At 33.7% G+C, this 22,546-nt stretch carries 24 protein-coding genes; 6 read left to right on the top strand and 18 right to left on the bottom strand.

Annotated elements, in window-relative coordinates:
• The first annotated feature begins 27 nt into the window (after nt 1-27).
• From rplT to VCHSUH03_RS06885, 3 genes are all read left to right on the top strand, one after another.
• Complete coding sequence (gene rplT, locus VCHSUH03_RS06895; RefSeq protein WP_005376311.1) at nt 28-378, top strand: 50S ribosomal protein L20; 351 nt, start codon at nt 28-30, stop codon at nt 376-378.
• 121 nt (nt 379-499) lie between these two features.
• A complete protein-coding gene (locus VCHSUH03_RS06890; RefSeq protein ID WP_105094492.1) occupies nt 500-1,051 on the top strand; it encodes a hypothetical protein in 552 nt (183 codons plus the stop codon).
• A gap of 142 nt (nt 1,052-1,193) precedes the next feature.
• Complete coding sequence (locus VCHSUH03_RS06885; protein ID WP_105094491.1) at nt 1,194-1,835, top strand: PdaC/SigV domain-containing protein; 642 nt, start codon at nt 1,194-1,196, stop codon at nt 1,833-1,835.
• Between the two features lie 122 nt (nt 1,836-1,957).
• On the opposite strand, the gene VCHSUH03_RS06880 is transcribed toward VCHSUH03_RS06885, so the two are convergent.
• Complete coding sequence (locus VCHSUH03_RS06880; RefSeq protein WP_105094490.1) at nt 1,958-2,194, bottom strand: hypothetical protein; 237 nt, start codon at nt 2,192-2,194, stop codon at nt 1,958-1,960.
• A 111-nt stretch (nt 2,195-2,305) separates the two neighbouring features.
• Between VCHSUH03_RS06880 and VCHSUH03_RS06875 the strand changes: the two genes are divergently transcribed.
• A complete protein-coding gene (locus VCHSUH03_RS06875) occupies nt 2,306-3,526 on the top strand; it encodes a hypothetical protein (RefSeq protein ID WP_105094489.1) in 1,221 nt (406 codons plus the stop codon).
• A 216-nt stretch (nt 3,527-3,742) separates the two neighbouring features.
• A complete protein-coding gene (gene tnpA / locus VCHSUH03_RS06870; protein ID WP_005380067.1) occupies nt 3,743-4,204 on the top strand; it encodes an IS200/IS605 family transposase in 462 nt (153 codons plus the stop codon).
• Between the two features lie 174 nt (nt 4,205-4,378).
• Here tnpA and VCHSUH03_RS06865 read toward each other — a convergent pair whose 3' ends face one another.
• Entirely contained in the window at nt 4,379-5,401 is a 1,023-nt protein-coding gene (locus VCHSUH03_RS06865; RefSeq protein WP_105094488.1) for a branched-chain amino acid aminotransferase, read from the bottom strand.
• A 140-nt stretch (nt 5,402-5,541) separates the two neighbouring features.
• Complete coding sequence (locus VCHSUH03_RS06860) at nt 5,542-6,771, bottom strand: hypothetical protein (RefSeq protein WP_105094487.1); 1,230 nt, start codon at nt 6,769-6,771, stop codon at nt 5,542-5,544.
• 158 nt (nt 6,772-6,929) lie between these two features.
• On the opposite strand from VCHSUH03_RS06860, the gene VCHSUH03_RS06855 reads away from it, so the two are divergent.
• Nucleotides 6,930-7,595 carry a fumarylacetoacetate hydrolase family protein gene (locus VCHSUH03_RS06855; RefSeq protein WP_105094486.1) on the top strand — a complete coding sequence of 222 codons (666 nt, stop codon included), beginning with the start codon at nt 6,930-6,932 and terminating at the stop codon, nt 7,593-7,595.
• A gap of 197 nt (nt 7,596-7,792) precedes the next feature.
• Here VCHSUH03_RS06855 and VCHSUH03_RS06850 read toward each other — a convergent pair whose 3' ends face one another.
• From VCHSUH03_RS06850 to VCHSUH03_RS06780, 15 genes are all read right to left on the bottom strand, one after another.
• Nucleotides 7,793-8,290, bottom strand: coding sequence for a methylated-DNA--[protein]-cysteine S-methyltransferase (locus VCHSUH03_RS06850; protein WP_105094485.1), 498 nt, complete (start codon nt 8,288-8,290; stop codon nt 7,793-7,795).
• A 102-nt stretch (nt 8,291-8,392) separates the two neighbouring features.
• Complete coding sequence (locus tag VCHSUH03_RS06845) at nt 8,393-9,175, bottom strand: protein-ADP-ribose hydrolase (RefSeq protein WP_105094484.1); 783 nt, start codon at nt 9,173-9,175, stop codon at nt 8,393-8,395.
• Nucleotides 9,176-9,310: 135 nt separating this feature from the next.
• Nucleotides 9,311-10,078, bottom strand: a complete 768-nt coding sequence (locus VCHSUH03_RS06840; protein WP_105094483.1) for an antibiotic biosynthesis monooxygenase — start codon at nt 10,076-10,078, stop codon at nt 9,311-9,313.
• Between the two features lie 21 nt (nt 10,079-10,099).
• A complete protein-coding gene (locus VCHSUH03_RS06835) occupies nt 10,100-10,585 on the bottom strand; it encodes a prolyl-tRNA synthetase associated domain-containing protein (RefSeq protein ID WP_105094482.1) in 486 nt (161 codons plus the stop codon).
• A 78-nt stretch (nt 10,586-10,663) separates the two neighbouring features.
• Nucleotides 10,664-11,686, bottom strand: a complete 1,023-nt coding sequence (locus VCHSUH03_RS06830) for a DMP19 family protein (RefSeq protein ID WP_105094481.1) — start codon at nt 11,684-11,686, stop codon at nt 10,664-10,666.
• A 126-nt stretch (nt 11,687-11,812) separates the two neighbouring features.
• Nucleotides 11,813-12,391: a hypothetical protein gene (locus VCHSUH03_RS06825; RefSeq protein ID WP_105094480.1), complete on the bottom strand. Its 579-nt coding sequence runs from the start codon at nt 12,389-12,391 to the stop codon at nt 11,813-11,815.
• Between the two features lie 454 nt (nt 12,392-12,845).
• Nucleotides 12,846-14,360 carry an SMI1/KNR4 family protein gene (locus VCHSUH03_RS06820; RefSeq protein WP_105094479.1) on the bottom strand — a complete coding sequence of 505 codons (1,515 nt, stop codon included), beginning with the start codon at nt 14,358-14,360 and terminating at the stop codon, nt 12,846-12,848.
• A 42-nt stretch (nt 14,361-14,402) separates the two neighbouring features.
• Nucleotides 14,403-14,861, bottom strand: a complete 459-nt coding sequence (locus tag VCHSUH03_RS06815; RefSeq protein WP_105094478.1) for a glycosyl transferase family 4 — start codon at nt 14,859-14,861, stop codon at nt 14,403-14,405.
• A 47-nt stretch (nt 14,862-14,908) separates the two neighbouring features.
• On the bottom strand, nt 14,909-15,268 hold the full coding sequence (locus VCHSUH03_RS06810) for a hypothetical protein (RefSeq protein WP_105094477.1): 360 nt from the start codon (nt 15,266-15,268) through the stop codon (nt 14,909-14,911).
• A complete protein-coding gene (locus VCHSUH03_RS06805; protein WP_105094476.1) occupies nt 15,261-15,680 on the bottom strand; it encodes a bacteriocin in 420 nt (139 codons plus the stop codon). Before VCHSUH03_RS06805 ends, VCHSUH03_RS06810 begins: the two co-directional genes overlap by 8 nt.
• Before the next feature lie 28 nt (nt 15,681-15,708).
• Nucleotides 15,709-16,770, bottom strand: a complete 1,062-nt coding sequence (locus tag VCHSUH03_RS06800; RefSeq protein WP_105094475.1) for an ankyrin repeat domain-containing protein — start codon at nt 16,768-16,770, stop codon at nt 15,709-15,711.
• Between the two features lie 98 nt (nt 16,771-16,868).
• Complete coding sequence (locus tag VCHSUH03_RS06795; RefSeq protein ID WP_277620752.1) at nt 16,869-17,570, bottom strand: ADP-ribosylglycohydrolase family protein; 702 nt, start codon at nt 17,568-17,570, stop codon at nt 16,869-16,871.
• A 227-nt stretch (nt 17,571-17,797) separates the two neighbouring features.
• Nucleotides 17,798-19,237, bottom strand: a complete 1,440-nt coding sequence (locus tag VCHSUH03_RS06790; RefSeq protein ID WP_105094474.1) for an LlaJI family restriction endonuclease — start codon at nt 19,235-19,237, stop codon at nt 17,798-17,800.
• 14 nt (nt 19,238-19,251) lie between these two features.
• Nucleotides 19,252-21,543: an AAA family ATPase gene (locus tag VCHSUH03_RS06785; protein WP_105094473.1), complete on the bottom strand. Its 2,292-nt coding sequence runs from the start codon at nt 21,541-21,543 to the stop codon at nt 19,252-19,254.
• Nucleotides 21,544-21,921: 378 nt separating this feature from the next.
• A complete protein-coding gene (locus VCHSUH03_RS06780) occupies nt 21,922-22,416 on the bottom strand; it encodes a YadA-like family protein (protein ID WP_241567147.1) in 495 nt (164 codons plus the stop codon).
• Between the last annotated feature and the right edge of the window lie 130 nt (nt 22,417-22,546).

Raw genomic sequence — 22,546 nt, 5'->3', positions numbered from 1 at the left:
TATATCGTAATTTAGGAGGAATATACAATGGCAAGAGTGAAAAAGGGCGTTACAGCTCATGCACGTCATAAAAAGATTTTAAAATTAGCTAAAGGTTACCGCGGTACACGTTCCCGTTTGTTCAAAAAAGCTAACGAAACAGTAATGAAAGCGTTGTACTACGCTCGTCGTGACCGTCGTGCGAAAAAACGCGAATTCCGTCAATTGTGGATCGCTCGTATCAACGCAGCGGCTCGCATCAATGGCACAACTTACAGCCGTTTCATCGCTGGTTTGACTAAAGCAGGCGTTGAAGTTAACCGTAAAATGTTGGCTGACTTGGCAGTTAACGATGCAGCAGCATTCGCTAAACTTGTTGAAGTAGCTAAAAACGCTTAATAGCATAACAATACAGACTAAGGACTCTCTTTGGAGGGTCCTTTTTTGTATAGTAACAGTATGCTATAGTGAAAATACAATTGTGTTGTGTAAAAGCGGGAGCAGAGAGGAGGAGTAGGTAATGGAACAGTTATTTTATTTGTTGATACCGTTAGGACTTTGTTTGTTCTATTTAGGTATTAAATACACGATTCGCTTTGGTAGAGCTAAGATGCTCTATGAGATGCCTTATGTAAATAAAGAAGGCACTTTTACTTTAGAGCGAGCAGGAACGTATGGGGTGTGGCTTAGTGGAAAAATGTTTACAAAGGCGCCTATTGGCGAATTTGGGTTTAACTTAGTTGATGAAACAACGGGAAGGACAATTCCTTTATTTCTATCTATTATGCGTGCCCGGGTTAATAGTTTTACTCACTCAAGAATGGAACTATATACATTTGATGCGGGTCCAGGTACCTATAGACTGTCCATTACAGAAGATCCTTTTGTACTAGATACAGTAATGAAAAAAGTAGGCGATAAGGTGATTAAAGGAGCGGTTGATTATAATCAATTTACTATACAAATCTGTACACATACTTCCTTTGTTTTAAGGTTTATATCAATTTGGATGATTGCACTTGGACTTATTATTGCTGTATTAGGCGGAGTTCTTCCTAACACTTTAGTGTGAAATAGTAGATCGTTTTGGCTATTTTATATAATGAATACATTATCAGAAAAGTGAAATACCAAAAGAGGAGTTTTATCATAGCTTGTAGAACTAACTCAATAATGAGCCTATTTGAAGGTGTTTGTTAAAAGGAGACATTATTATGGGAATGTTGAAAAAGCTTTGTATGACCTCTATGTTAGGTGTTATGATTGCTGTACCTACCTATGCAACTGTTGTAACAGGTAGTCAATCTGATGTAAATTTAGATTTAAAGTATCCTTTAGTTTATACAGATCATGCTTATGCTCAAAGAGTTATTAATACAGATATTGCAAATTATGTACTCGAAGCAAAGGATATGTATTACAATCAACATATTTATCAAGTTTCTCAAAACTATAAGGTTACCTATGAGGATAGTCAAGTTGTTTCAATCCTACTAACGACCTATTATTACTACGCCGGAGCAGCTCATGGTATGTATAATACAAGAGGTCTTGTATATAATAAAATAACAGGTCAACGTATTCCATTATATAACTATGTGAAAATTGCAAATGCAGAACAATTGGATAATGGACTACGATCCCATGTGTTAAATTATTATACTGGTAATCATACAAAGAGCTATATTCCAAGTGGATGGAGTGTCAAATATGTGACAGATAATTACTGCTTACGCGGTAAGGGGAATATAGATTTAGTTTACCAACCATATGAATTAGGTCCGTACGCAGCTGGTAATACTTATATTGGCTTTACACCAAAATCTATTGAATACTTTAACAGAATGAACTCCTGATAAAAGTATGTTAACATATTGAGCCTAACTGTATTTTGATGAATTAAATAGTATTCTTGTAATATACGACAAAAGCCTATAGTACATGTTTAGTACTATAGGCCTTTATCGTATTTACCATATTATCTTCTATATCCACCGCACCCTCTAGTATTAGAGTTTGGACCGCAATAATTTTGGTTGTTATTGTTGCTTGGTGCATAGTTAGTATTGTCCGTATTGTTATCGGAGTTGTATTGTGTGTTAGTGTTGCAATTGTACTGAGAGTTATTGCATACATAATCGTAAGCAAATCCTGTAGATACAGCAGCAGTTACGGCTAAGAATGTCATGACAATTATACGTTTTGTAAATTTCATAGATGTCACCTCCTTGTTCCTATATTTATATTATACTACTATGAGTCAAATAAAATATGATATTCTATATATATAATATTGGGGAGACATTATGTGAAAGGATGAGAGTTTATGATGAAACGTGTATTGATGGCTACGCTCTTTTTAAGTTGTGTTACATTGGGTGGTCAAGCAATTGATATTAATATACCCGGTGCAGATCCTACAATATCAAAGGATGCATATCAAAACTATCGTAAGTCAGATGCTACTGCTAAGAAAATGGAGTCTGACGTAAATACTATGATAAGAAAACAATATGCTTACAATAAGCCTAAAACCTGGACTATAGATGAATTAGTTTACTTTGCAGAGGAGTTAAATCATTCTGCAGGCTTTTCATCTTCTGTGTTTATTTTAAAGAATGATGGAGCAAATATAAAATTTACCATTCCTTCAAGTAGTCGATTTGGAGTAACTATTAAAGGAGATCCTATGACTACAGAAGTAAAACGGGGCAATTTTATCTTTAATGAAGGTAATTTAAAATACTCGATTCACAAGGAAAAAGAAGGAAAATCTAAGGTCAATACATTCTCATATCCAACTATTAAAAATGGTTCATGGGAAGTAAGCCAAAATCAAAAGGGAACTTTAGAAGGAGTCCTAAGCTTTAGAATGAAAGCTGATCCTTCATTATCTTACCAAGTTGCTTATGATTTAAGTAAGTCTAGAGAGTTAGAATTGCTAAAGAATCATAATCAAGAATATGTATATAAGGAGCTAATGTCACCACTAGTTAATTATGTATTACCTTCAATTGAACCAGCAAAACAACTACTTTCAAAAACTAAGCCTTTTACTGTAAAGGGATTTACATTCCAAACACTTAAATCGAGTAATTTAACGTACAGCGGTACTGAGGCTGATGCTATCTATAGTTATGATGGTAAAGGGTATCGTGAGGGTGTTATGGTAAGAGAATTAACTCCAACAGAGATAGCTAATAAACATAAATTATTTGCGCAAGTAATAGAGTTCTTTACAATGTATAAGCCTTATTCAGGATATAAACCAATCCAATATGCTACTGTATGGAATGATGCTACTCCAGCTATTTATATGGAAGTAGAACGATCTGCATCGAAAATGTATATTCAATCTCTATATGATGATAAATATTTATATACCCACTTTATAATGACAGACTTAGATATTAAAATTCCATCAAAAGAATTAAGGGATGTTGTTCAATATGCCGAAAATTCAAATGATAAAGAACAATATTCAAAGCGAATGGCAGGTATGAGTGCTATACCAAAGGGAATGTATGAAAGATTAACTGTTAAATAAGGTAAGTCATTAATAAACGTAAAAGCCTGTGAAACTGAAGAATCAGTTTCACAGGCTTTTTGATTATTGTCTTTAGACTGGTTCGCGACGTAGTCGCGAATCATTAAACCACCCGCTATGCGGGTGCGGCAACGAAAGTTATACAAAAAAATCACCTTGCTTAAGTATAATGTAGGTGTTCAAGCCGCATTATATGCAAAAGAAAGGTGATTTTATATGGCAACAAAGACACAGAGCCTTGCGCACACAAAATGGTTATGCAAATACCACATAGTATTTACACCTAAGTATAGACGTAAAGTTATATATAATCAATACAGAAATAGTTTACGTGAAATATTGAGACGTTTATGTGAATATAAGGGCGTCAAGATTATAGAGGGGGAGCTTATGGCTGATCATGTGCATATGCTAGTATTAATCCCGCCTAAAATATCAGTATCATCTTTTATGGGATACTTAAAAGGGAAAAGTGCACTAATGATGTTCGATAAACACGCAAACTTAAAGTATAAATTTGGAAATAGACACTTTTGGTCCGAGGGTTATTATGTTAGTACAGTAGGTTTAAATGAGGCTACAGTAAAGAAATATATACGTGAGCAAGAGTTACATGACCAAATGAAAGATAAACTTAGTGTAAAAGAATATGAGGACCCTTTTAAGGGTAGCAAGTAATACACATCCCCTTTAAGGGGAACGTTACGAGTCAATGGCTATGCGGCTTGAACGTAGTGAAAGCCAGCGCCTTTAGCCGCTGGCCTAGTACTACGGGCTTATAGCCCGTGAGCAAACCACCCGTTTTACGGGTGGTTCTGATTTACATGTTAAATTATATAATCTATTAAAAGATTAGCAAATTTTAACTACCCAGCCTTCAGGAGCTTCAATTTCACCATGTTGAATGCCAAGTAATGTGTCATATAATTTTTTAGTGATAGGACCCATATCATCCATACCAGCAGGAACATTAATAGTGCCTTCTGGAGTATCGATTTGACCTACTGGAGAAATAACAGCTGCTGTACCACAAAGACCGATTTCAGCAAAGTCTTTTAATTCATCTTTATGAACAGGACGATGTTCTACAGTCATACCAAGATAGTGTTCTGCTACATACATCAAAGAACGACGTGTAATGGATGGCAAGATACTATCAGATTTAGGTGTAACTAATTTACCATCTTTAGTAATGAAGATGAAGTTAGCACCACCAGTTTCTTCTACATGTGTACGAGTAGCCGCATCAAGATACATATTTTCTGCATAGCCTTTGTTATGAGCATCAGTGATAGCATACAAACTCATAGCATAGTTCAAACCAGCTTTAATATGACCAGTACCATGGGGAGCTGCACGATCAAAATCAGTGATACGGATTTTAATTGGTTTAGCGCCGCCTTTAAAGTAAGGGCCTACTGGAGTTGTAAACACACGGAATTGATATTCATCAGCAGGTTTTACACCGATAACGGAGTTTGTACCCATCATGTAAGGGCGAATATAAAGGCTTGCACCATGACCATATGGAGGAACAAAGTCTTTATTTGCTTTTACAACTTCTTTTACAGCTTCGATAAAACTACCTTCAGGTAATGTAGGCATTACAAGGCGTTCACAAGATTGATTCAAACGTTCTGCATTCAAATCTGGACGGAAGCATACGATATGACCATCTTTTGTATAGTATGCTTTTAAACCTTCAAAGACAGTTTGAGCGTATTGGAATACACCAGCACATTCATTAAGGACAACGTTAGCATCAGTAATTAGACCGCCTTCGTCCCATTTACCATCTTTATATGTAGTCAAATAACGGTAGTCGGTTTCTACATAACCAAAACCGAGATTATCCCAATCGATATTCTTGCTCATAACAATTACCTCCATTTATATTGATATACATTTAATCTTATCACTATCATCTTGTAATTTCAATAGATTCTATAGAGGTTATAAGTCATATATATAATAAATTAAGTACTCGTATATATTAATATAGATTAGTACTTATGTTACTTTTGTTCGTCATATATAGCATCGAAACCATAAGGATTTTTATCATAAATAACTTCTACATCTTTATCTATAATAAACTTTGTCCGATTTAAATTATAAGGTACATCATAACACGTATGATAGGAAATCGATTCTACACGACCAGTACGAACCGCATTATCTGATCCAAAAGGAACTTTTACAATATCCCCTTCATATATGTCATTTCTATCGGTACGATAATAAAACTCTTGATGAGCCTTAAAAATATATACAGAGCAATACGTATAAAGGCTCCTATCGGATTTATGATTAGATTGTAAAAACGCTTCTACAGATTTATCTCTTGAATGAGTACGTATAAAACTAATTAGATTTTTATACCATGTAGGCACATACTGATCTGTTAGATTCCCTATAAATAACGTATCCTCTTTATGCGCCCATTTAATTCGTACTGTTACAATACCACCACGAGCAGGATCCATATCAAGCTCATGACTCTTACTAAAACTAAAGGCCTTTAAATTATATAACGTATCACCTAGGTGAAAGTTAATGTCTCGTTTCAACTGATGAATCATTTGAGCATCTACATACTCACTATGACTATGGCTAGAATATCCAAATTGTGTACTATTACAATCAATGGAAATAGACGCCTCATTCCAACGAAAACATAATGTATTTACATCACCATAGTCTTGATATATATTTTTTTGCACTTCAATATAAATCTCTTGAATTCTATCTTTTTCCCGATTCCCATCGAATAAAAGTAATGTAGGCTCACCCAAGATTTGTCTAAACAATATAGACATGGACCTCATATCATTATCAAAGGGGAATGCATATGTGAATTTTTCCTCCTCAGTGTTGATAAGCTGTACTTGAACAGAACACTCATCCTCATCATATAGGATACAATTATCGGAAAAGCGACGCCCCATAAGCTCTAACAAATAATTTTTTTGATTTTCCTCAATTGAATACTTCTTAGTAGTAAGGGACTCTATTTTACCCTCTATAGGTTTTGAAATATGATTCCATTTAATGTCATATGTAACACTTATAGTTTCCTTAATAGAAATATGTTGTATCTCATCAATATAATAATCTTCACGATTTACTTTCACTTCACTTGGAACACAATCTGGTAAATCACCGTACCAACTACCAGTACTTATAATGTCACAAGATACTGCAGCACCTGTAAATTTATCTGTCACATTTCTTTTCATATACATAGGGTCTCCTCCTTTTATTACTTTTTTAAAGTATAACAAATAGAATGTGACAAAAATGCCTCTATAAAATTATTTAGTCAAAAATATTTTTTACATACTGTTTTATATTATAATTAGCATAAGATATATGTATCCCATCTCTTAAGGAGGTAACTCTTATGAAATCAACTACTAAACATGAACTAATTCCAAATCCTAAAAATATTATCTGTATAGGCCTTAATTATGCTGATCATATTGCCGAAACTAGTCTAGCTACACATGATTTCCCAGAAATCTTTATGAAAACATCAAATGCTCTTGCAAATAATCATGATACCATTACCATCGAAGACGAAGCATTCCATTATGACTATGAAGGCGAGCTAGTTATCATCATTGGTAAATCTGGCAAAAATATATCTCCAGACCATGCGAAAGATCATATCTTAGGATATACAATAGGCAATGATGTTTCCGCCCGTAGCTTACAATTTAGAGGCTCCCAATGGATTCTTGGTAAATCCCTTGATCACTTTGCCCCTATTGGCCCTACTATGGTGTCTCCTGATGATTTTGACTTTGAAAGTGCCACTATTACAACAACAGTCAACGGTGAAATACGTCAACAAGCTAAGCTAGAACAGATGATTTTTAAGCCTTATGACATTATTGCCTTTCTATCATCCTATGTGACACTCCAAGAAGGTGATATCATCTTTACAGGTACACCTAGTGGTGTAGTATTAGGTAAAAATGAAAGTAAGTATTCTTGGTTAAAATCAGGAGATACTGTTACAGTCTCCATAAGCGGTATTGGAACCTTAGAAAACAAATTTATTTAAAGTAAGTATATAGTTAAAGTGTTGTATTTACTCATATTCTAATTATTACCATATCTATTTACATAACCATAACTATAACTATATCCATTTATATTACAAGTAAATATAAATAAAAAAGAGATTACCTTTATGTATATATGACTATACATAGAAGTAATCTCTTTTATTATTCTCTAAGTTTTATATTTACTATTACTTTATTTATGCTTTGCCTCTAAATCTAGCATATATTTCTTTCGTTCAATGCCCCCTGCATAGCCTGTTAATTTACCATTGCTACCAATAACACGGTGACATGGAATGATAATAGAAATAGGATTATGACCTACTGCACCGCCTACAGCTTGAGCCGAAAATTTCTCTTTACCTTGTTGCTTTGCAATCTGTTTACCTATATCTCCATATGTTGTAGTTTTACCATACGGTATGGTTTGTAATATAGACCATACAGACTTACGAAATTCAGTACCTTCTAGCTGGATAGGAGGTGTAATAAAAGGCTTTTTACCATTAAAGTATTGATCTAGCCACATAATTGTCACTTCAAATGGACCTGTTAATTGCTCTATATACTCCGCATCATCATAAGTTGGTGCATGATCCTCATCGATAAAAAATAAATCTGTTAAGTATGATAATGTACCAAGCATAACCATAGTTCCTAATGGGCTTTCATAGGTGTATTTATAATTCATAGTACATTAACTCCTTCTTAAGATAACAAATCATTCATAACCTTTTGTATGTCATTATTAAATGATACAGTATTTTTATGAATTTCAAAAGGAGTATATTATTTATCCCAATAATTTGTTGTAGATTTCATAATCTATATCCTTAAATACATTAAATACCACTTGTATTTTACTATTAGTTTCTTTTAAATAGGTACGCACCGTATCGATAGCAATTTGGGCCGCCAATTCATTAGGGAATCTAAACTCACCTGTAGAAATACAGCAAAAAGCAATGGACTTCAAACTATAAGCATTAGCTAGCTCCAAGCAAGATCTATAACACGATGCCAATTGTTCTTTTTCTAACTCTGTAACAGTATCATAAACAATAGGCCCCACTGTATGGATAACATGACTGGCTGGTAAATTATAAGCATAAGTCTTACGAGCTACACCTGTTTTCTCAGGCATTTCCATATACTCAGTCATTCTAGCACACTCCATACGAAGCTCAATACCAGCAAAGGTATGGATAGCATTATCGATACACTTATGATTAGGCGCAAAACATCCGAGCAATTGATTATTGGCCGCATTTACAATAGCATCTACAGCTAATTGAGTGATATCACCTTGCCATAGATATATCTGAGGTTCCCGTTCCTCCATAGCTCTAATGGTAACAATCCCTTTTTCATGGGCTAATATATTTAAATATTCATCTTGTACCTTCATCCATTCAATCGGCATAGCACCAGCAGCACGAATATTACATAAAGCCCTAAAAAGTGTAAACCGTTCTGCTTCATCATTAGGAATTTCAATATGTTCGTCTTTATATTTCTCTGTATATTCTTCTACTAATTCTTTTACAAGATAAGATAAACGTTCTTGCTGTGTCATTTGTAACTCCTTATAGTCTATAAAGACTTTTTCTTATTATATAACAAAAAAACTGCTAGCACATATGTATATGCTAGCAGTAACTTTACTGTAATAGTAATTGTAGTTAAATTTGTAATTATATTATATCCACTATTAAGGTCTTACAAACGCTTGCCCCCCATGGTTGACGAGGACATCCCCATCTAAAACCTTTGTGGTAACATTTTGTAGACTACCTTGGATTTGGCTCATCATGAATCGATAACCAGGACTATTTAGATGTTTTGTTAAGGCCTCTTGATCACTATAAATTTGGATGACATACCAATGATTTTTTGCGTTTCTTTCACGAAGCACATAGCCAGCCTTATAACCCGCATCATCGCGTACGGCCCGTTCAATATCGAGTTGGTATTGACGTTGTACTGTGTCGATATCATTGCTATTAACAGTAAACTCTGTCAAAGTCACTACTGCTTTACCATCATTGACAATAGATAAAGCATCTTTTTTCTCAAACAATAGTACAGACTGTACGTCATACATTTTACGATTTGTTAATTTAGAACCTACTTCATTAACAAAGGCTTGATAATGATCGGATTTGCGATGTGTTTCAATAGCGGCTAAATCTTTATAAACCTCTACTACATAAGACTCAGATGGATTACCTTTTACATGCGCTACATTCATAGATAATGTATTAGGTTCTTTCTCCATAGATGCTGTTAGATTGGCAACACCTGCACTGTTATATGTGTCCTGTAACTCTGTAGGAACTTGATAGCGATACATGCCTACACTAGGTGCTGTGTCTACACCTTCATCACGTTCCATAACGAGAGCTGCAAAGGATGTGCTTACGCCTAATACGGCTATAGCAGATGTTACTAGAATGCATTTTAATAGTTTTCTATTCATACAAGCTCCGATTCTACTAAATTACAATGTAATATATTCTACTATTGTACCATGCTCTTCAATGAGTTTAACTAAATCTTTTCCCTGTAGCCATACGGTAGCATCATTTTGATTTGGATGGATACCGATTAGATTATCTTTATAATCCGCATCAATATAGTAATGTACCTTTCGCTCTTCATCGTGGAGCAAGCAGAATGGAGATACGTGACCTGGTTTAATTTTCAAAATGTCCCATAGCTCTTCTTCGGAGCCAAAGGAAATCTTTTTCAGCTTATGGTCCTTACGGAACTGTTTTAGATCCACACGCTTAGAACCGCGAACGGTAATCAAATAATAGTGTTCCCGTTTATGGTCTCGGATGAATAGATTCTTCGCATCCCACTCAGGATATGGTAACTCTACATTAGGCTTATCGTCCATACTAAATAGCGGTGCGTGATCCGTAACTTCAAAATCGATATGATGGTCACGTAAACAATCATATACACCTTGTTTATCTAACATGTAATACCTCTCATATAATTTGGTGAAAGTAAACATCATAGTGAAAGCAACTATATATGTGTTAATTATACACCAATCTTATTCTGAGACTGTATAAGTTCCATCAAATACAAATAATTCAGGATGTTCATGTACAAATACATCTTCAAAGATGCCATCATATTCATAGACTACATCATCTTTGCCATCTAGGAAATCGAATAATTCATCTTCATTCTCCCAGTCTTGTAAAATAGTCCATCGTTCAGCTCGATCAAATGGAATTGTTCCACCAAAGTAATCGACTACAGATTGTAAATTATCTGCTAATGGATCCATCTTAAAGAGCCGTAAGCCAGCAAGAGCATCCTCCCATACAATACCGGTAGAGTTATAGAAGAACTGATGATGTCCACCATTATTAACCTCTGCAAAGTACCACGATATAGCATTAAGATATCGTTGCTCTAAGGTAAAACCTTTAGCAGATTCTAAATAGTCATCATAAGAACCATAAATATTGATAGTCCAATAAGCAGGCTCATTGATAGTCCACATATCGTCTGTAGCTAAAATTTCTTCTACAGTGATAGTTCGATGACGAGGTACACCTTCTCTTTTCTTCTTTTTCTCTGCTATATATTTGCTATAGGCAGAGCATAAATCAGGATAGTCAACTTCGCATTGTTCAAAGTCCATTTGTAAACGGCACATATCCATGATTTCAAAGCAGTATTCCCTTATATCATTTCGACCTTCCTTAGTAGCTAATTGTACCCCGTTATCTACTAAAGCTAACATCTGTTGCATGTTCTCTGATGTATAAGCCTCATGATTAGTAGAAGCAATAGATCCATAAGAGTAAGCACAGCGATAATGCCACACTGCATCTCTATGTTCTTTATCAATGGTCTTAAATACTTTAACAGCTTCTTCCGGTTTATCGTTATTGTTATAGGCTCTACCAAGCTCTCCTAATAAAGGTACAGATAAGTTATCAATGCCGGCATCCGTCAATACATCGATAATAATTTCCTCTTGTCCAATATCATTAAGATCTTTAATAGTTTGCAACTGTTCAGCATCAGACAAAGATAAAAACTGTTCAACACTTAAAGACATACAATACACGTCCCCTCATAGCATAAATATGTATATGAAATCATCTTAAGATAATTATAACAAACAACACAAAACTATGGGTTACAGATTTTAAAATAATAGTTAATGACAAAAACAGCTATTTAACTAGCTACCGAGCCATACAACAAATACAGGAGTACCTTCATCATCATCGTCGACATCTTCGGCATCGTCAGCTTCAAACTCGTGATCATCATAGGCTAGATTTTCAAAGAATACATGATCACCGAGCTCTTTATTGGCCATTAAGTTATGTAGCTTGAAAAGAAGCTCTTCAGTAGTAAAGTACTGTCCATTATCTGCTTTTAGGCGAGCATAGATTTCAACTTGCCACATACCGTCTTCTTTATCGTATTCTTCTAATTCATCATCCTCATATAAGTATTCATTAGGGTGAAGCTGACTTTTACTTTCAATCCAAGCTTCATAACTCACTAAAATTTCAGGCTCTACTAATGGCGGTAAATTATCACGATTAACGTTATGCTCTTCTAAGCATTCATAAAACTCCTTAAGAAACTCTTCTCTAGTATAAGTAGTTTTATTGAACACCCAAGGAATTCCCTTAAACTCATGATAATAACCTTCATATATTTTATTACCATCTTTATCAACACCGAGATATTCAATCTGCTCAGTATTCTCATCCTTCTTAAACAGGTTCTTAATCACATCAAAAATCATAAAATAATCCTCCTTATAATTCTTTAAACTAATAGAACTTAATAAATACTCGACTACTTCACAACACCAACCTAATCTAGTTATCTAAAGTAGCTTTTTTACCGTTTTTATGGCAATATATTAGCCATCAATAGCAAAGTAGTTTAGAAGTTTTCTCATCCCAACAGAATTTTAATCCTTCATAAAGAAGTCTATATTCACAATATTTCTCATCATATATGAGTTCATTTTCTATCATGGGCATCAACTCTCTCTCTTCAACATGCTTTGATTGTATTATTCATAATATATTCCTCAATATTGTAAACTAATCTCATATAAAATAACGTAGCCCAAAGCACAAAATTATAATAATTCAATCTATTTTATTACTGTTATAAGTTTGCGTGTATAGTAAAAGCCCTTCGCATAAGCGAAGGGCTAATCTATTAATTTTTATAATGTTGTATACTAACTAGCTACCACACACAATATAGAATACAGGTATGCCATCTTTATTATCTATAAGTCCGTAACCTTCACATTCATGGCCTTCGTATTCAATGCCTTCAAAGAATACGTGATCTCCTAATTCTTTATTGGCCATCAAATTGTGCAATTTAAAGAGCAATTCTTCTCTTGTAAAATATGTACCATTATCCGCCACAAGATGAGCCATAATTTCTACCTGCCACATGCCATCTTCTTTATCTTCTTCGCGTAACTCCTCATCGGTTACACGTTCATTGTCAAAGAGTTGGTCTTTACTTTCAATCCAAGCCTCATAGGTTACTAGAATTTCTGGTTCTTCTAATCTATCGTCGTCATCTTCTTGATCATCATCTACATAGTTCTTTACATTTTCATTGTATTCTTTGGAAAACTCTTCTCTGCTATATGTTTGCTTATTAAATACCCAATGTACTACATCATATGTAGGATAGTTATCTTCATCGCATTCAGTAACGTCTTTAATATCTTTACCTTCTGTAGCATCTTTGCTATTTTTCTTATCAAACACAGTCTTAATAGTTTCATATACCAAAGGATAATCCACCTTGTACTCTTTTGGCTTAATTTTAGATAGGTGATATTTTACTACTTCACAGCACCAAACAAGCTGTTTATCTAAGTGAGCTTCTTTCGTCACTTTTATGCCCGTCTCTATTAACTGTAATGCTTTCTGCACATGTTCAGATTCGTAGCTTTCACCAATAGCTAACATCCCATGAGCATAACCACAACGATAGTACCAAGACCAATCACGATGTGCCTCATCGATTCGTTCAAACAACTCGATAGCCTCTGACGCACGGCCATTATTGTTATACATACGTCCTAAGGTACTTAATAGTATAGGCGACAAATTATCAATGCCTATGTTCGTCAATAGCTCCATCGCACGCTTAATATCGATGCCCTCTTGTTCATTAAGGAGCTTAACCTTTTCCGTATCACTTAATACTTGAAACTCTTCATCCGTAATTTCTTCTATATTGAAATATAAGTTCTTAATAAATTCACCAAAGTTATCTGCTAAGGGAGTCATGGAGTAATCACATTCTTGATCAACCCGTACAACCTTAGGTTCACCGGTTGGACCGCACTCACGATAATCAAGGAAAATCATATCATGCCCACCAGAAATCGTATCGGCTACAACGACACCGATAGGGGGATATTTTACTTTTGAAATCCAAAACTCATTTCCCATCTCACCTAAAAGAGAGTATTTTTTATCTCTATCGATACCATATATACCTGTTACATAAACACAATCGTCATTATCGTTAATAAAACAATTTTTCTTTACTACACCACCATTATGGTTTTTAAGTAGCTCAATATAGGCTGCAGGCAATGTATAGCCAAGCTCAGCTTCAGTATCCTTAATATCCTCATCGGTAACAGGTTTACCAATATAGGATTCAAAGGCATAATCAACATCGTTCCAAAATCCGGTCCAATCAAAGTCTTTTAGATTACTCATAATACTCTCTCCTAGTTTAAACCAATATAATCTAAATTTTAATTACTCATTCATAAAATAAGTTTTGATTAAAGCTTTTACCTCACGTCGTATCAAAATAGTATCTACAATATAGGAAACAATGATATAAGGAGATGCATTTATAATCGCTATAGGCGCTAATATAATTGCCACCCATAATAGATCTAGAGGATATGCATACCACTTAATATCTATGGTATTTAAAATGGGTATCACATAGTCTATCACTCTTAATTCCCATTGCATTAATGGATTTAAGTCCTCACATGTTCCTACTAGCCAAGCGAAGATAACCCCAAAAAGCAAAAAATATACTATGCCAACGGGAATTAATATCTTCGCTCGCTTTTTTAATAGATTACGACAAATCTCATCTTCTTCCTCTGGTGCTATATCATATAACATATTGCACTGAATCTGAATCCGTCTAAATCGATAGCGAATATACTTATACAAAATGTTATTCGGTGTATATAACATAATAGACTCCACATATAAGTCATGCTAGCAAAATCATGGAAAATATATCATCCATCTATGGCAAAATAATGTAAATCTTTGAATTCATCATCCCAAAATGTAAAAGAAAAGATATGGGTATCATCAAAGGTTTGCTCGCAATAGGTTACAGCATCACGTTCTGGTTCAATAATAGGCATACCAATGCGTGATTTCATGTCATCAATAGTTATATCACCATACCAATCTCGTATTTCGTTATAAATGAAAGTTACAATTGCATCTATATTTTTATGGTAATTAACAGCTAATAGCTTTGCCGTATCTAAATTAGTATCTGTTGGTTTCTCATCCCAGCAAAACTGTATTCCTTCATAGAATATGGTATATTGCCTTAACTGTTCATCATAAATTACAGGATTAATCATCGTTTGTACCCTTTACATAGCTTTCCATCTTCGGTCTTAAATCTAGTACGACTTCCCAATCATCTAATGATGGAGCCTTATGATGTGCAATAAATTCTTCTATAATCTGTAATGCCTCTTGAGGGCCTAGCTCATTTTTACCGTATATTATCGCACCCTGCTCACCATCATTAGTTACACTAAGCTCTATATGTAATAAATCGGTATCTTGATCACTACAAACTTGTACAAAGTTATACATTTTATTATCTATGGAAATTGCCTTTGCTGGAGAGATAACTACAAAATCCTGCTCTTGATTCTCAATAGCGTAGAGATTTTGCTCAACCTCATTCAATGTAATTCCTTCATACTTATAGTTACCTACATCAATTGACCAGTCTGTATAAGTCTTCTCAACTGCATCTGCCATATGTATCTCCTCAACTTTACAATATACATTAGAATAAGGTCTCTAATTGACTTGACATATCTGCTATAAACTCATCAAACTTACAAAGCTCTCGTAACTCTTGATGCTCTATATCATAACAACCGATTTTTTTAGACCTAGGATCCCATACAATTTGATAATCATTATACTCGCCTAGCTCTTTAGATAGTCGTAATAATTTACGACGTCCCACTTTAAATGGAACAGTATCAAGTAAAGGTAAAAACTCAACCGATATAAAATCAGAGTCTGGCAATTCAAAATAGAGTGTATCTCCCTCTAAAAACGTTACTAACCCCTTTGGTAATTTAAATGGTTTTAATTGATCCATTTTATTTTGTTTATCATGGTACTCAGCAGGCTCTAATGTTTTAAAATACCCCGCCATTTCCATATCGCCCTTTTCAATGGCAATGCTATAAGGACGCATACCATCCTTTTCCGCAATAGTCACATCTGCACCATGTTCTACCAAATATTTACACATCTGTAAATCAACATACCGCGCTGCTACGCACAATGGTGTCGGTTTAAAGGGATATACAGAATCAGGCTTGTTGTAATTAATATCTACACCATTATGAATAAAGAAATCTAGAACCTCATAATTTTCATCTGTAATAGCATTTCTAAAAGCTTTACCGCCATACTTATGTACTGTATGGCCTAAGTCATGAATCAGTTGTAGGTTCTCATATTTCTTGCCATATAAGGCAGCTTGAAAAGCATCTACCTCCACAGAGTTCAATGCGTGAATATTAGCACCATTATCCACAATATAATCTATTACCTTTTGATCAGCATACCGTACAGCTAATAAGAAGCTTGGATTTTCTTCATCATTTAGATCTGCTCCATGTTCAACTAACCATCGAACACTTGGTAAACAGTTCATTACTAATGCCAATTCTAGAGGGGAATACTCACTGTACTTACCCAATTGTATAGGTTTATGAATATCCCAACCACTATTTAATGCGCTTTCAAGTGCTGTTATATTTCCATTTATAATATCTGTCACTAACTTTGGCACAGATTCAAAACTGCCTAAGTCCTTAAGATGTATCATATGAAACCTTTCAACAAATTTTCAATTAAATATAACGCTATTTCGACATATGTATCTTTATTATACATCTATATGAGTCATCATTATTGAAACATAAATTATATAGCAGACAGATACTTTTCTTCAAAAGACGTCAATATGCCTAGTAGCTTAGTGTCTAAAAACGACATAGCCTGTTTTCTAATATCCGTTGGAATACCATAATAGGCCTGTGCTACACCACCACAAATAGCAGCAACAGTATCACTGTCACCACCTATTGAGATGGCATTACGAATAGCATCTTCAAAATCAGTGAATTCAAAGAAGGCTTGCAGTGCTTGTGGAACTGTGCCTTGGCAACTTTCATCGAATCTATAGGTGTCTCTGATTTCATCCAGTGTGAAATCCATCGTGTAATAATACTTGTTAATATAATCTCTGATTTCGAGTAGATCCTTTCCGGTTTTAGCTAGATATATGGCAACTGCAGTCGCCTCCGCCCCCTTCATACCTTCAGGATGGTTATGAGTGACCTCAGTAACTAATTTAGATAGAAGCTTTGCTTCATCCAAACTATGTGCCACAAATCCAGCAGCACTAACTCGCATGGCAGAACCATTACCATAGCTATTATATGGCTTAGGATCCTCTGCGAAGATCCATCTATAGAACCGATTACCATATCCATAGCCGGGATAGCATCTTCCAATCGTTTGCATACATTCCACTGCATTCTTAGAAAGATCACTGTAATCTGGTTGACTCATAAGAATTGCCTTTGCTATGGCAAGTGTCATGATACTATCATCAGTTAACACGCATTAATCTATAAAAAAATCCAAGTCCTTGTGTCTATAATTATTAAATTCAAATCGTGAACCGACTATATCACCAATGATTGCTCCTAACATGTTAATCCCTCCCTTGATTTTTACTTCATGATATCTATAAAGTTAATATCTAAAAACTCTCTCTAATATAATTTAATCTTTAATATTAATATTATATTTACCGTTGTTTAAAATTTAAAATCGCTCAAGAATTATCAATTATTTAATTTAAGCATATTTATATCTAGTTTTTTGCCTAAAAGATAAAAATCATATGCAAGGCTTGCAGGAATACATCTAACTCTTATGTTTTCTAATCCTAGATTTGAAAACATTTTCATAGATACTTCTCCTAAATCTATGATAGTATCCTCTTCTGTTGGAAGTAAAAAGCAATTCTTAACCCCTTCAAAACCATGAGCATCTATAAATTTTTTATACGCTAATTGATAAAGGTATTGTTTAGAAATTGATTCAATACCGGGTTGTCCTTTAGGTGATTCTCCATGTTTCAAATTTGGAGTATAGTATTTTGCATCAAAAATATAAAATTGATTCTTAAATATTGTAATCAAATCAGGAGTAAGCGTATCTTTAGCTTCTTTATCAATTATTGACCAAAATGGTTTCTCTATTAAATTAATCAATTTAGTTTGTGAATTATACTCTTTATTTAACGTAACGGGCAATCTTAATTGTCCTAAGGGAATATCTAATTGATTATTCAAAATTTCACTACAAACACATTCCCATACTAGATTAAAAGAATTAGTTCCGAAAAATGAAAATCCGTCTCTGTAGTCTAACTGTCCGCCATGCTTAATATATGAGTAAATCCCCTTTAATACTAATTGCTTCCTAGTATTAAACTGTATATTTAATTCATTTTCGAGTCTATATAATATATATTCCCTATCGCCAAACTCAGTTAAACACTCATCAGTTAACTCAATTGGAGTAAGTTCAAATAAAGATAGGAGATCTGCCTCCATCAACTCTTTTGATATTAGTGTCAAAATACATTCATGAAGACGTTTAAAATAATCAAAATCATTATTAACTCTTTTTTTTGTCTGTATTTCAATATAATATGGTCTATTATTTGAAAGTATTGAGAAGGTTTCATTTATTGTTTTATCCCAAAAAACTTCTCCTGAACCATTAATTTCAAATATATTTTTTGAATTATTATAGATACCATTCTCAAAGTAATCATGCATAAGGAACAATAGGAGTGCTAATAAATTAAAGGAGCTATTTCTCGTATAATCATTTAACATATATATGATTTGTTCTTTTGAACTATACTTTTCTATAACTTTACAAACAACTTGTAATTCCTTTATCGGATTATCAACATTACATAAATACTTAGGATAACATTTGATAATTCGGCTAGCAACTATTAAAATACCAACAAAAACAAATACATAATAATAATCTTTACCAATAGCTTCTACAGGAATAATTTCTACACACTCATCAACAAGATCAGACATATTAAGTTGAGGACTCGATTTCCTTACTATCTTCAATATTCCAAATTCTTTTAACTTACTAATAATTAAATCTAACTGCTCTTCGGAACAATCAAATATCTCGAGAAGCTCTTTTTGTGAATATCGTTTCTGCTCTCTTAAAAATACAGAAATCATAATTAGTCTCGCTCCTAATTATCCGCTTGTAATAAATCACTATTATCTAATTCAGAAGATACCGGCTTAATTCTTTCAATATTAATATTAGCTTGAATATCTTTATGAAAAATTTCTATACCTTGTTCATCAAAAGCTTCACATATTTTTGAGTATCTAGTGTGTCCATATTTACTGTTTGCAAATAGCTTTGATCGTTTTTGTCTCGCAGCATCTTCAAATAAATACATAAGTACTTTATGTTTAAAAACTTCACAAAATTTATCACTATCAATTTTATTATTATCTGATAGTAAGCTATGTTTAGAAATGAAATAAGGGCCCAGCTGTTTATCCTCATTAATATTTTCATTTGCAAGAAACTCATTTATTGCTTTACGGAGTTGATTCCACTCTATCTTTTGCTTTTCTTTACCCCCAAGATATACATACTTTCCACTTACGTCCTTATCCCCATCATCTATACCTAAATACTGAAAGCTCCAACGTCTTTTAAATGCCGTATCCATTGGGAATACACCTTGATCGGCACTATTCATAGACGCCCATATAAACATATTATCTGGAAGCCTCAACTTACTATAATCTTCAGGCTTTCCTCCAAGTTCATATGCTAAATAATTCTTTATATCTTCAGAGGCATGAATAGGGTACTCACTTACATTATTAGAATCTCTATCTAACAGCTGAAAAATATCCCCGAAAACAGCTGCTACATTCGCACGATTAATCTCTTCTATTAATAATAAGAACGGTTTAACTCTATCTGTACGACTATTCTTTAAAGCCTCCACATAAATACGCATAAAAGGTCCTGGAACATATGCATACGTAATTGCATCCTTCTCATCGCTTTTAATAGGAACTGGCTTATAGGTTCCTACAAAATTTGCATATGAGTAATCTGGGTGGAAAGTTATTCGCTCTAAATTATCATCATAATCATCTTGCAGTAATTCCTCAGCATCCTTATTTAAATTAAAACTCTTTCCTGTACCTGGTGCTCCAAATATTATACGATTGCGTTCAAAAGAGGATTGAATTTTAGTATAAAAATTAATAACCTTTTCGTGGTGTATATTCCTTTTATCCTTATCTTTTACGATTTCACTATTTTCTTTACCATAATAATATCGATTATATAAAAATAATAGATTATCAGATTTATGGAAAGGATAACAGATTGTGCGCAACCCTTCAGTCTTTTCTGGCAGTTTCTCCCCAGCATCAAAAAACAATTTCCAATTTGCTTTCTTCTGATGTGGCATCTCTGACGATGAATTAAATGAATATTCTCCTATTCCATCAACACATGCAATTAACTTCTCGCCTTCCATGATAACAAATACTGTATTATTATCACTTTTATAAAATCTAAATAGCTCCCCAGCTATTCTAGATGCAAATCTTTTTTCTGACAAATTATAATGCCTTTCAAGCTCTCGTTGAATAAAAGCTTTATCTATATCTTTTTTAATTTTTGTCTGTGTCAAATCACCTATATTAGGATATCCAAATCCAACAACACCTTGTTTATACCATTCACTTATATAATTCTTTGCTGAATCAGAACACCCCAAACGGATAAATTGACGTACCTCACCAAAACGCTTTCTGAATATATCTAAAAATTGCTTATAATACCATCCAGCCAAATTTTGTATTATTGAAATCTGACCACTTCGACCATATGCTTTTTCACTTGGTTTAATTTTTAAAGCTCTAAGTACATGCTTTTGCCAATCGGAAGAATGAAATCCGCTTAATTTATCATTACAAATCATAGAGAAATATTTATGTACCCATCCTAATTCATAATATTTTTCCCCAATTTCAGTTTTTAGTCTATCATCTAAGTCTTCATAATCTTTAACAGTTTCTAATTTTGCGTTACGTATTATATTAGCCCCAATTACCAATACATTACGAATTTCTTTACCAAGGTTTAATGCATTTTCTACTGTTAACTCTACTGGTTTTTGTGAATATCCTGTTGACCAAGTACCAGATTTTTGACTTTGAAATAGGCCAAATTTATAAGCGGATCCACCTGCGATACTGCCAAAATTCTCTCTGCAATCACTATTCATTTCAAGCCAATAGCATAAGGTATTCTTATTATCACCTAATGAATAGAACATAGTGGATAAAAGATTTGTATCATCTAACTCTTCTAACTTTTCTGGAGAAAAGATACCTTTAAATGCATCTAATTCGCTTATTAAAATATCTTGAGAAAATAATTCAATACCTTCAAATTCAACATAATCTTTAAGAATCTCAACTGCTCTTTGATATTCATTCATAATCTACTTTTCACTCCCATTATTTTATTAAATACATTTTAAAGCTAACGTAAACAACAACATTTTCCCCACGTGTTATCAATATATTTGTAAATTAACCCTAGTTAGTTTCCCATAACATATTAATTCAATATGATATTTATTAATTTAATTATATTACATTTATAAGATAGAGTGTATATTAAATAACCATACTAAACCATAGATGATGACCAGTATTTTCCAAAATATACTAGTTTAAAACAATAAAACGCTACCTCTGTATAAGCAAATAAAATAGCACTAACCATTTTCATAGTTAGTGCTATATAGATTAAGAATTTTTGCCTACCACTTGATAAAAACGTATATAGATGCTTTTATCTTATCTATTTTTTTCTAATTATTTTTAGCTTGCTCTAGTTCTTGAATACATTTTTCCAATTGAGCAATTCTAGCATCTGTAGAGGATGGAACTGTTTTAGATTCAGGGCCTACTTTAAAGCTATGACCACCATTAAAGCCTTGGTTACCATTGCCTACTACAGTACCTACACTAAATTGTATATTGTGGTTTGGGCGGTAGTATGCACCTAAAGCAGTTGCTGTTTTGCCATGATAATGACCAAAGCCAACGGCTACACCCAATCCAGTTTCACCTTCTGAGAAATTTGGTTGTAATGCAGCTAATGCATAGCTAGATGCAGTTGCTTTATTAACTGTAGTTTCTATATTTGTACCAACAGATTGCACTTGGCTAATAGCATTTTCCAATTGACCCACTGTTGCTGCATCATGTGCATCAACGCCATCAGCTACTTTCACCAAACGATTATATTTAGCATCTGAGTATGTAGTAGGCGTTACTGTAGGCGCTTTATCATAATCTGGCACAGTTTTTTTATAACCTAAGTGTGTGGTGATTTCTTTATCTGGATATTTAACTGTATAGCCAGAAACATCACCAGCATTATGACCAAATGCAATTGTGCCTTCTTCTGTAGCTACGCTTTTATATTGGGTA

It is taken from the genome of Veillonella infantium, assembly GCF_002959895.1.
In the GTDB taxonomy this organism is placed as follows: Bacteria; Bacillota; Negativicutes; order Veillonellales; family Veillonellaceae; genus Veillonella; species Veillonella infantium.
The sequence above is the reverse complement of the archived record's forward strand: the minus strand, read 5'-3'. Positions and strand labels throughout refer to the sequence as shown.

What these genes read in the sequence shown, in the direction of transcription:
- VCHSUH03_RS06855 (WP_105094486.1), top strand. Translation starts at nt 6,930, where the DNA reads ATGAAATCAACTACTAAACATGAACTAATTCCAAATCCTAAAAATATT.
- VCHSUH03_RS06805 (WP_105094476.1), bottom strand. Translation starts at nt 15,680, where the DNA reads ATGGCAGATGCAGTTGAGAAGACTTATACAGACTGGTCAATTGATGTA.
- tnpA (WP_005380067.1), top strand. Translation starts at nt 3,743, where the DNA reads ATGGCAACAAAGACACAGAGCCTTGCGCACACAAAATGGTTATGCAAA.
- VCHSUH03_RS06890 (WP_105094492.1), top strand. Translation starts at nt 500, where the DNA reads ATGGAACAGTTATTTTATTTGTTGATACCGTTAGGACTTTGTTTGTTC.
- VCHSUH03_RS06830 (WP_105094481.1), bottom strand. Translation starts at nt 11,686, where the DNA reads ATGTCTTTAAGTGTTGAACAGTTTTTATCTTTGTCTGATGCTGAACAG.
- VCHSUH03_RS06845 (WP_105094484.1), bottom strand. Translation starts at nt 9,175, where the DNA reads ATGACACAGCAAGAACGTTTATCTTATCTTGTAAAAGAATTAGTAGAA.
- VCHSUH03_RS06790 (WP_105094474.1), bottom strand. Translation starts at nt 19,237, where the DNA reads ATGATTTCTGTATTTTTAAGAGAGCAGAAACGATATTCACAAAAAGAG.
- VCHSUH03_RS06800 (WP_105094475.1), bottom strand. Translation starts at nt 16,770, where the DNA reads ATGATACATCTTAAGGACTTAGGCAGTTTTGAATCTGTGCCAAAGTTA.
- VCHSUH03_RS06880 (WP_105094490.1), bottom strand. Translation starts at nt 2,194, where the DNA reads ATGAAATTTACAAAACGTATAATTGTCATGACATTCTTAGCCGTAACT.
- rplT (WP_005376311.1), top strand. Translation starts at nt 28, where the DNA reads ATGGCAAGAGTGAAAAAGGGCGTTACAGCTCATGCACGTCATAAAAAG.
- VCHSUH03_RS06885 (WP_105094491.1), top strand. Translation starts at nt 1,194, where the DNA reads ATGGGAATGTTGAAAAAGCTTTGTATGACCTCTATGTTAGGTGTTATG.
- VCHSUH03_RS06865 (WP_105094488.1), bottom strand. Translation starts at nt 5,401, where the DNA reads ATGAGCAAGAATATCGATTGGGATAATCTCGGTTTTGGTTATGTAGAA.
- VCHSUH03_RS06825 (WP_105094480.1), bottom strand. Translation starts at nt 12,391, where the DNA reads ATGATTTTTGATGTGATTAAGAACCTGTTTAAGAAGGATGAGAATACT.
- VCHSUH03_RS06835 (WP_105094482.1), bottom strand. Translation starts at nt 10,585, where the DNA reads ATGTTAGATAAACAAGGTGTATATGATTGTTTACGTGACCATCATATC.
- VCHSUH03_RS06785 (WP_105094473.1), bottom strand. Translation starts at nt 21,543, where the DNA reads ATGAATGAATATCAAAGAGCAGTTGAGATTCTTAAAGATTATGTTGAA.
- VCHSUH03_RS06815 (WP_105094478.1), bottom strand. Translation starts at nt 14,861, where the DNA reads ATGTTATATACACCGAATAACATTTTGTATAAGTATATTCGCTATCGA.
- VCHSUH03_RS06875 (WP_105094489.1), top strand. Translation starts at nt 2,306, where the DNA reads ATGATGAAACGTGTATTGATGGCTACGCTCTTTTTAAGTTGTGTTACA.
- VCHSUH03_RS06860 (WP_105094487.1), bottom strand. Translation starts at nt 6,771, where the DNA reads ATGTATATGAAAAGAAATGTGACAGATAAATTTACAGGTGCTGCAGTA.
- VCHSUH03_RS06840 (WP_105094483.1), bottom strand. Translation starts at nt 10,078, where the DNA reads ATGAATAGAAAACTATTAAAATGCATTCTAGTAACATCTGCTATAGCC.
- VCHSUH03_RS06810 (WP_105094477.1), bottom strand. Translation starts at nt 15,268, where the DNA reads ATGATTAATCCTGTAATTTATGATGAACAGTTAAGGCAATATACCATA.
- VCHSUH03_RS06820 (WP_105094479.1), bottom strand. Translation starts at nt 14,360, where the DNA reads ATGAGTAATCTAAAAGACTTTGATTGGACCGGATTTTGGAACGATGTT.
- VCHSUH03_RS06850 (WP_105094485.1), bottom strand. Translation starts at nt 8,290, where the DNA reads ATGAATTATAAATACACCTATGAAAGCCCATTAGGAACTATGGTTATG.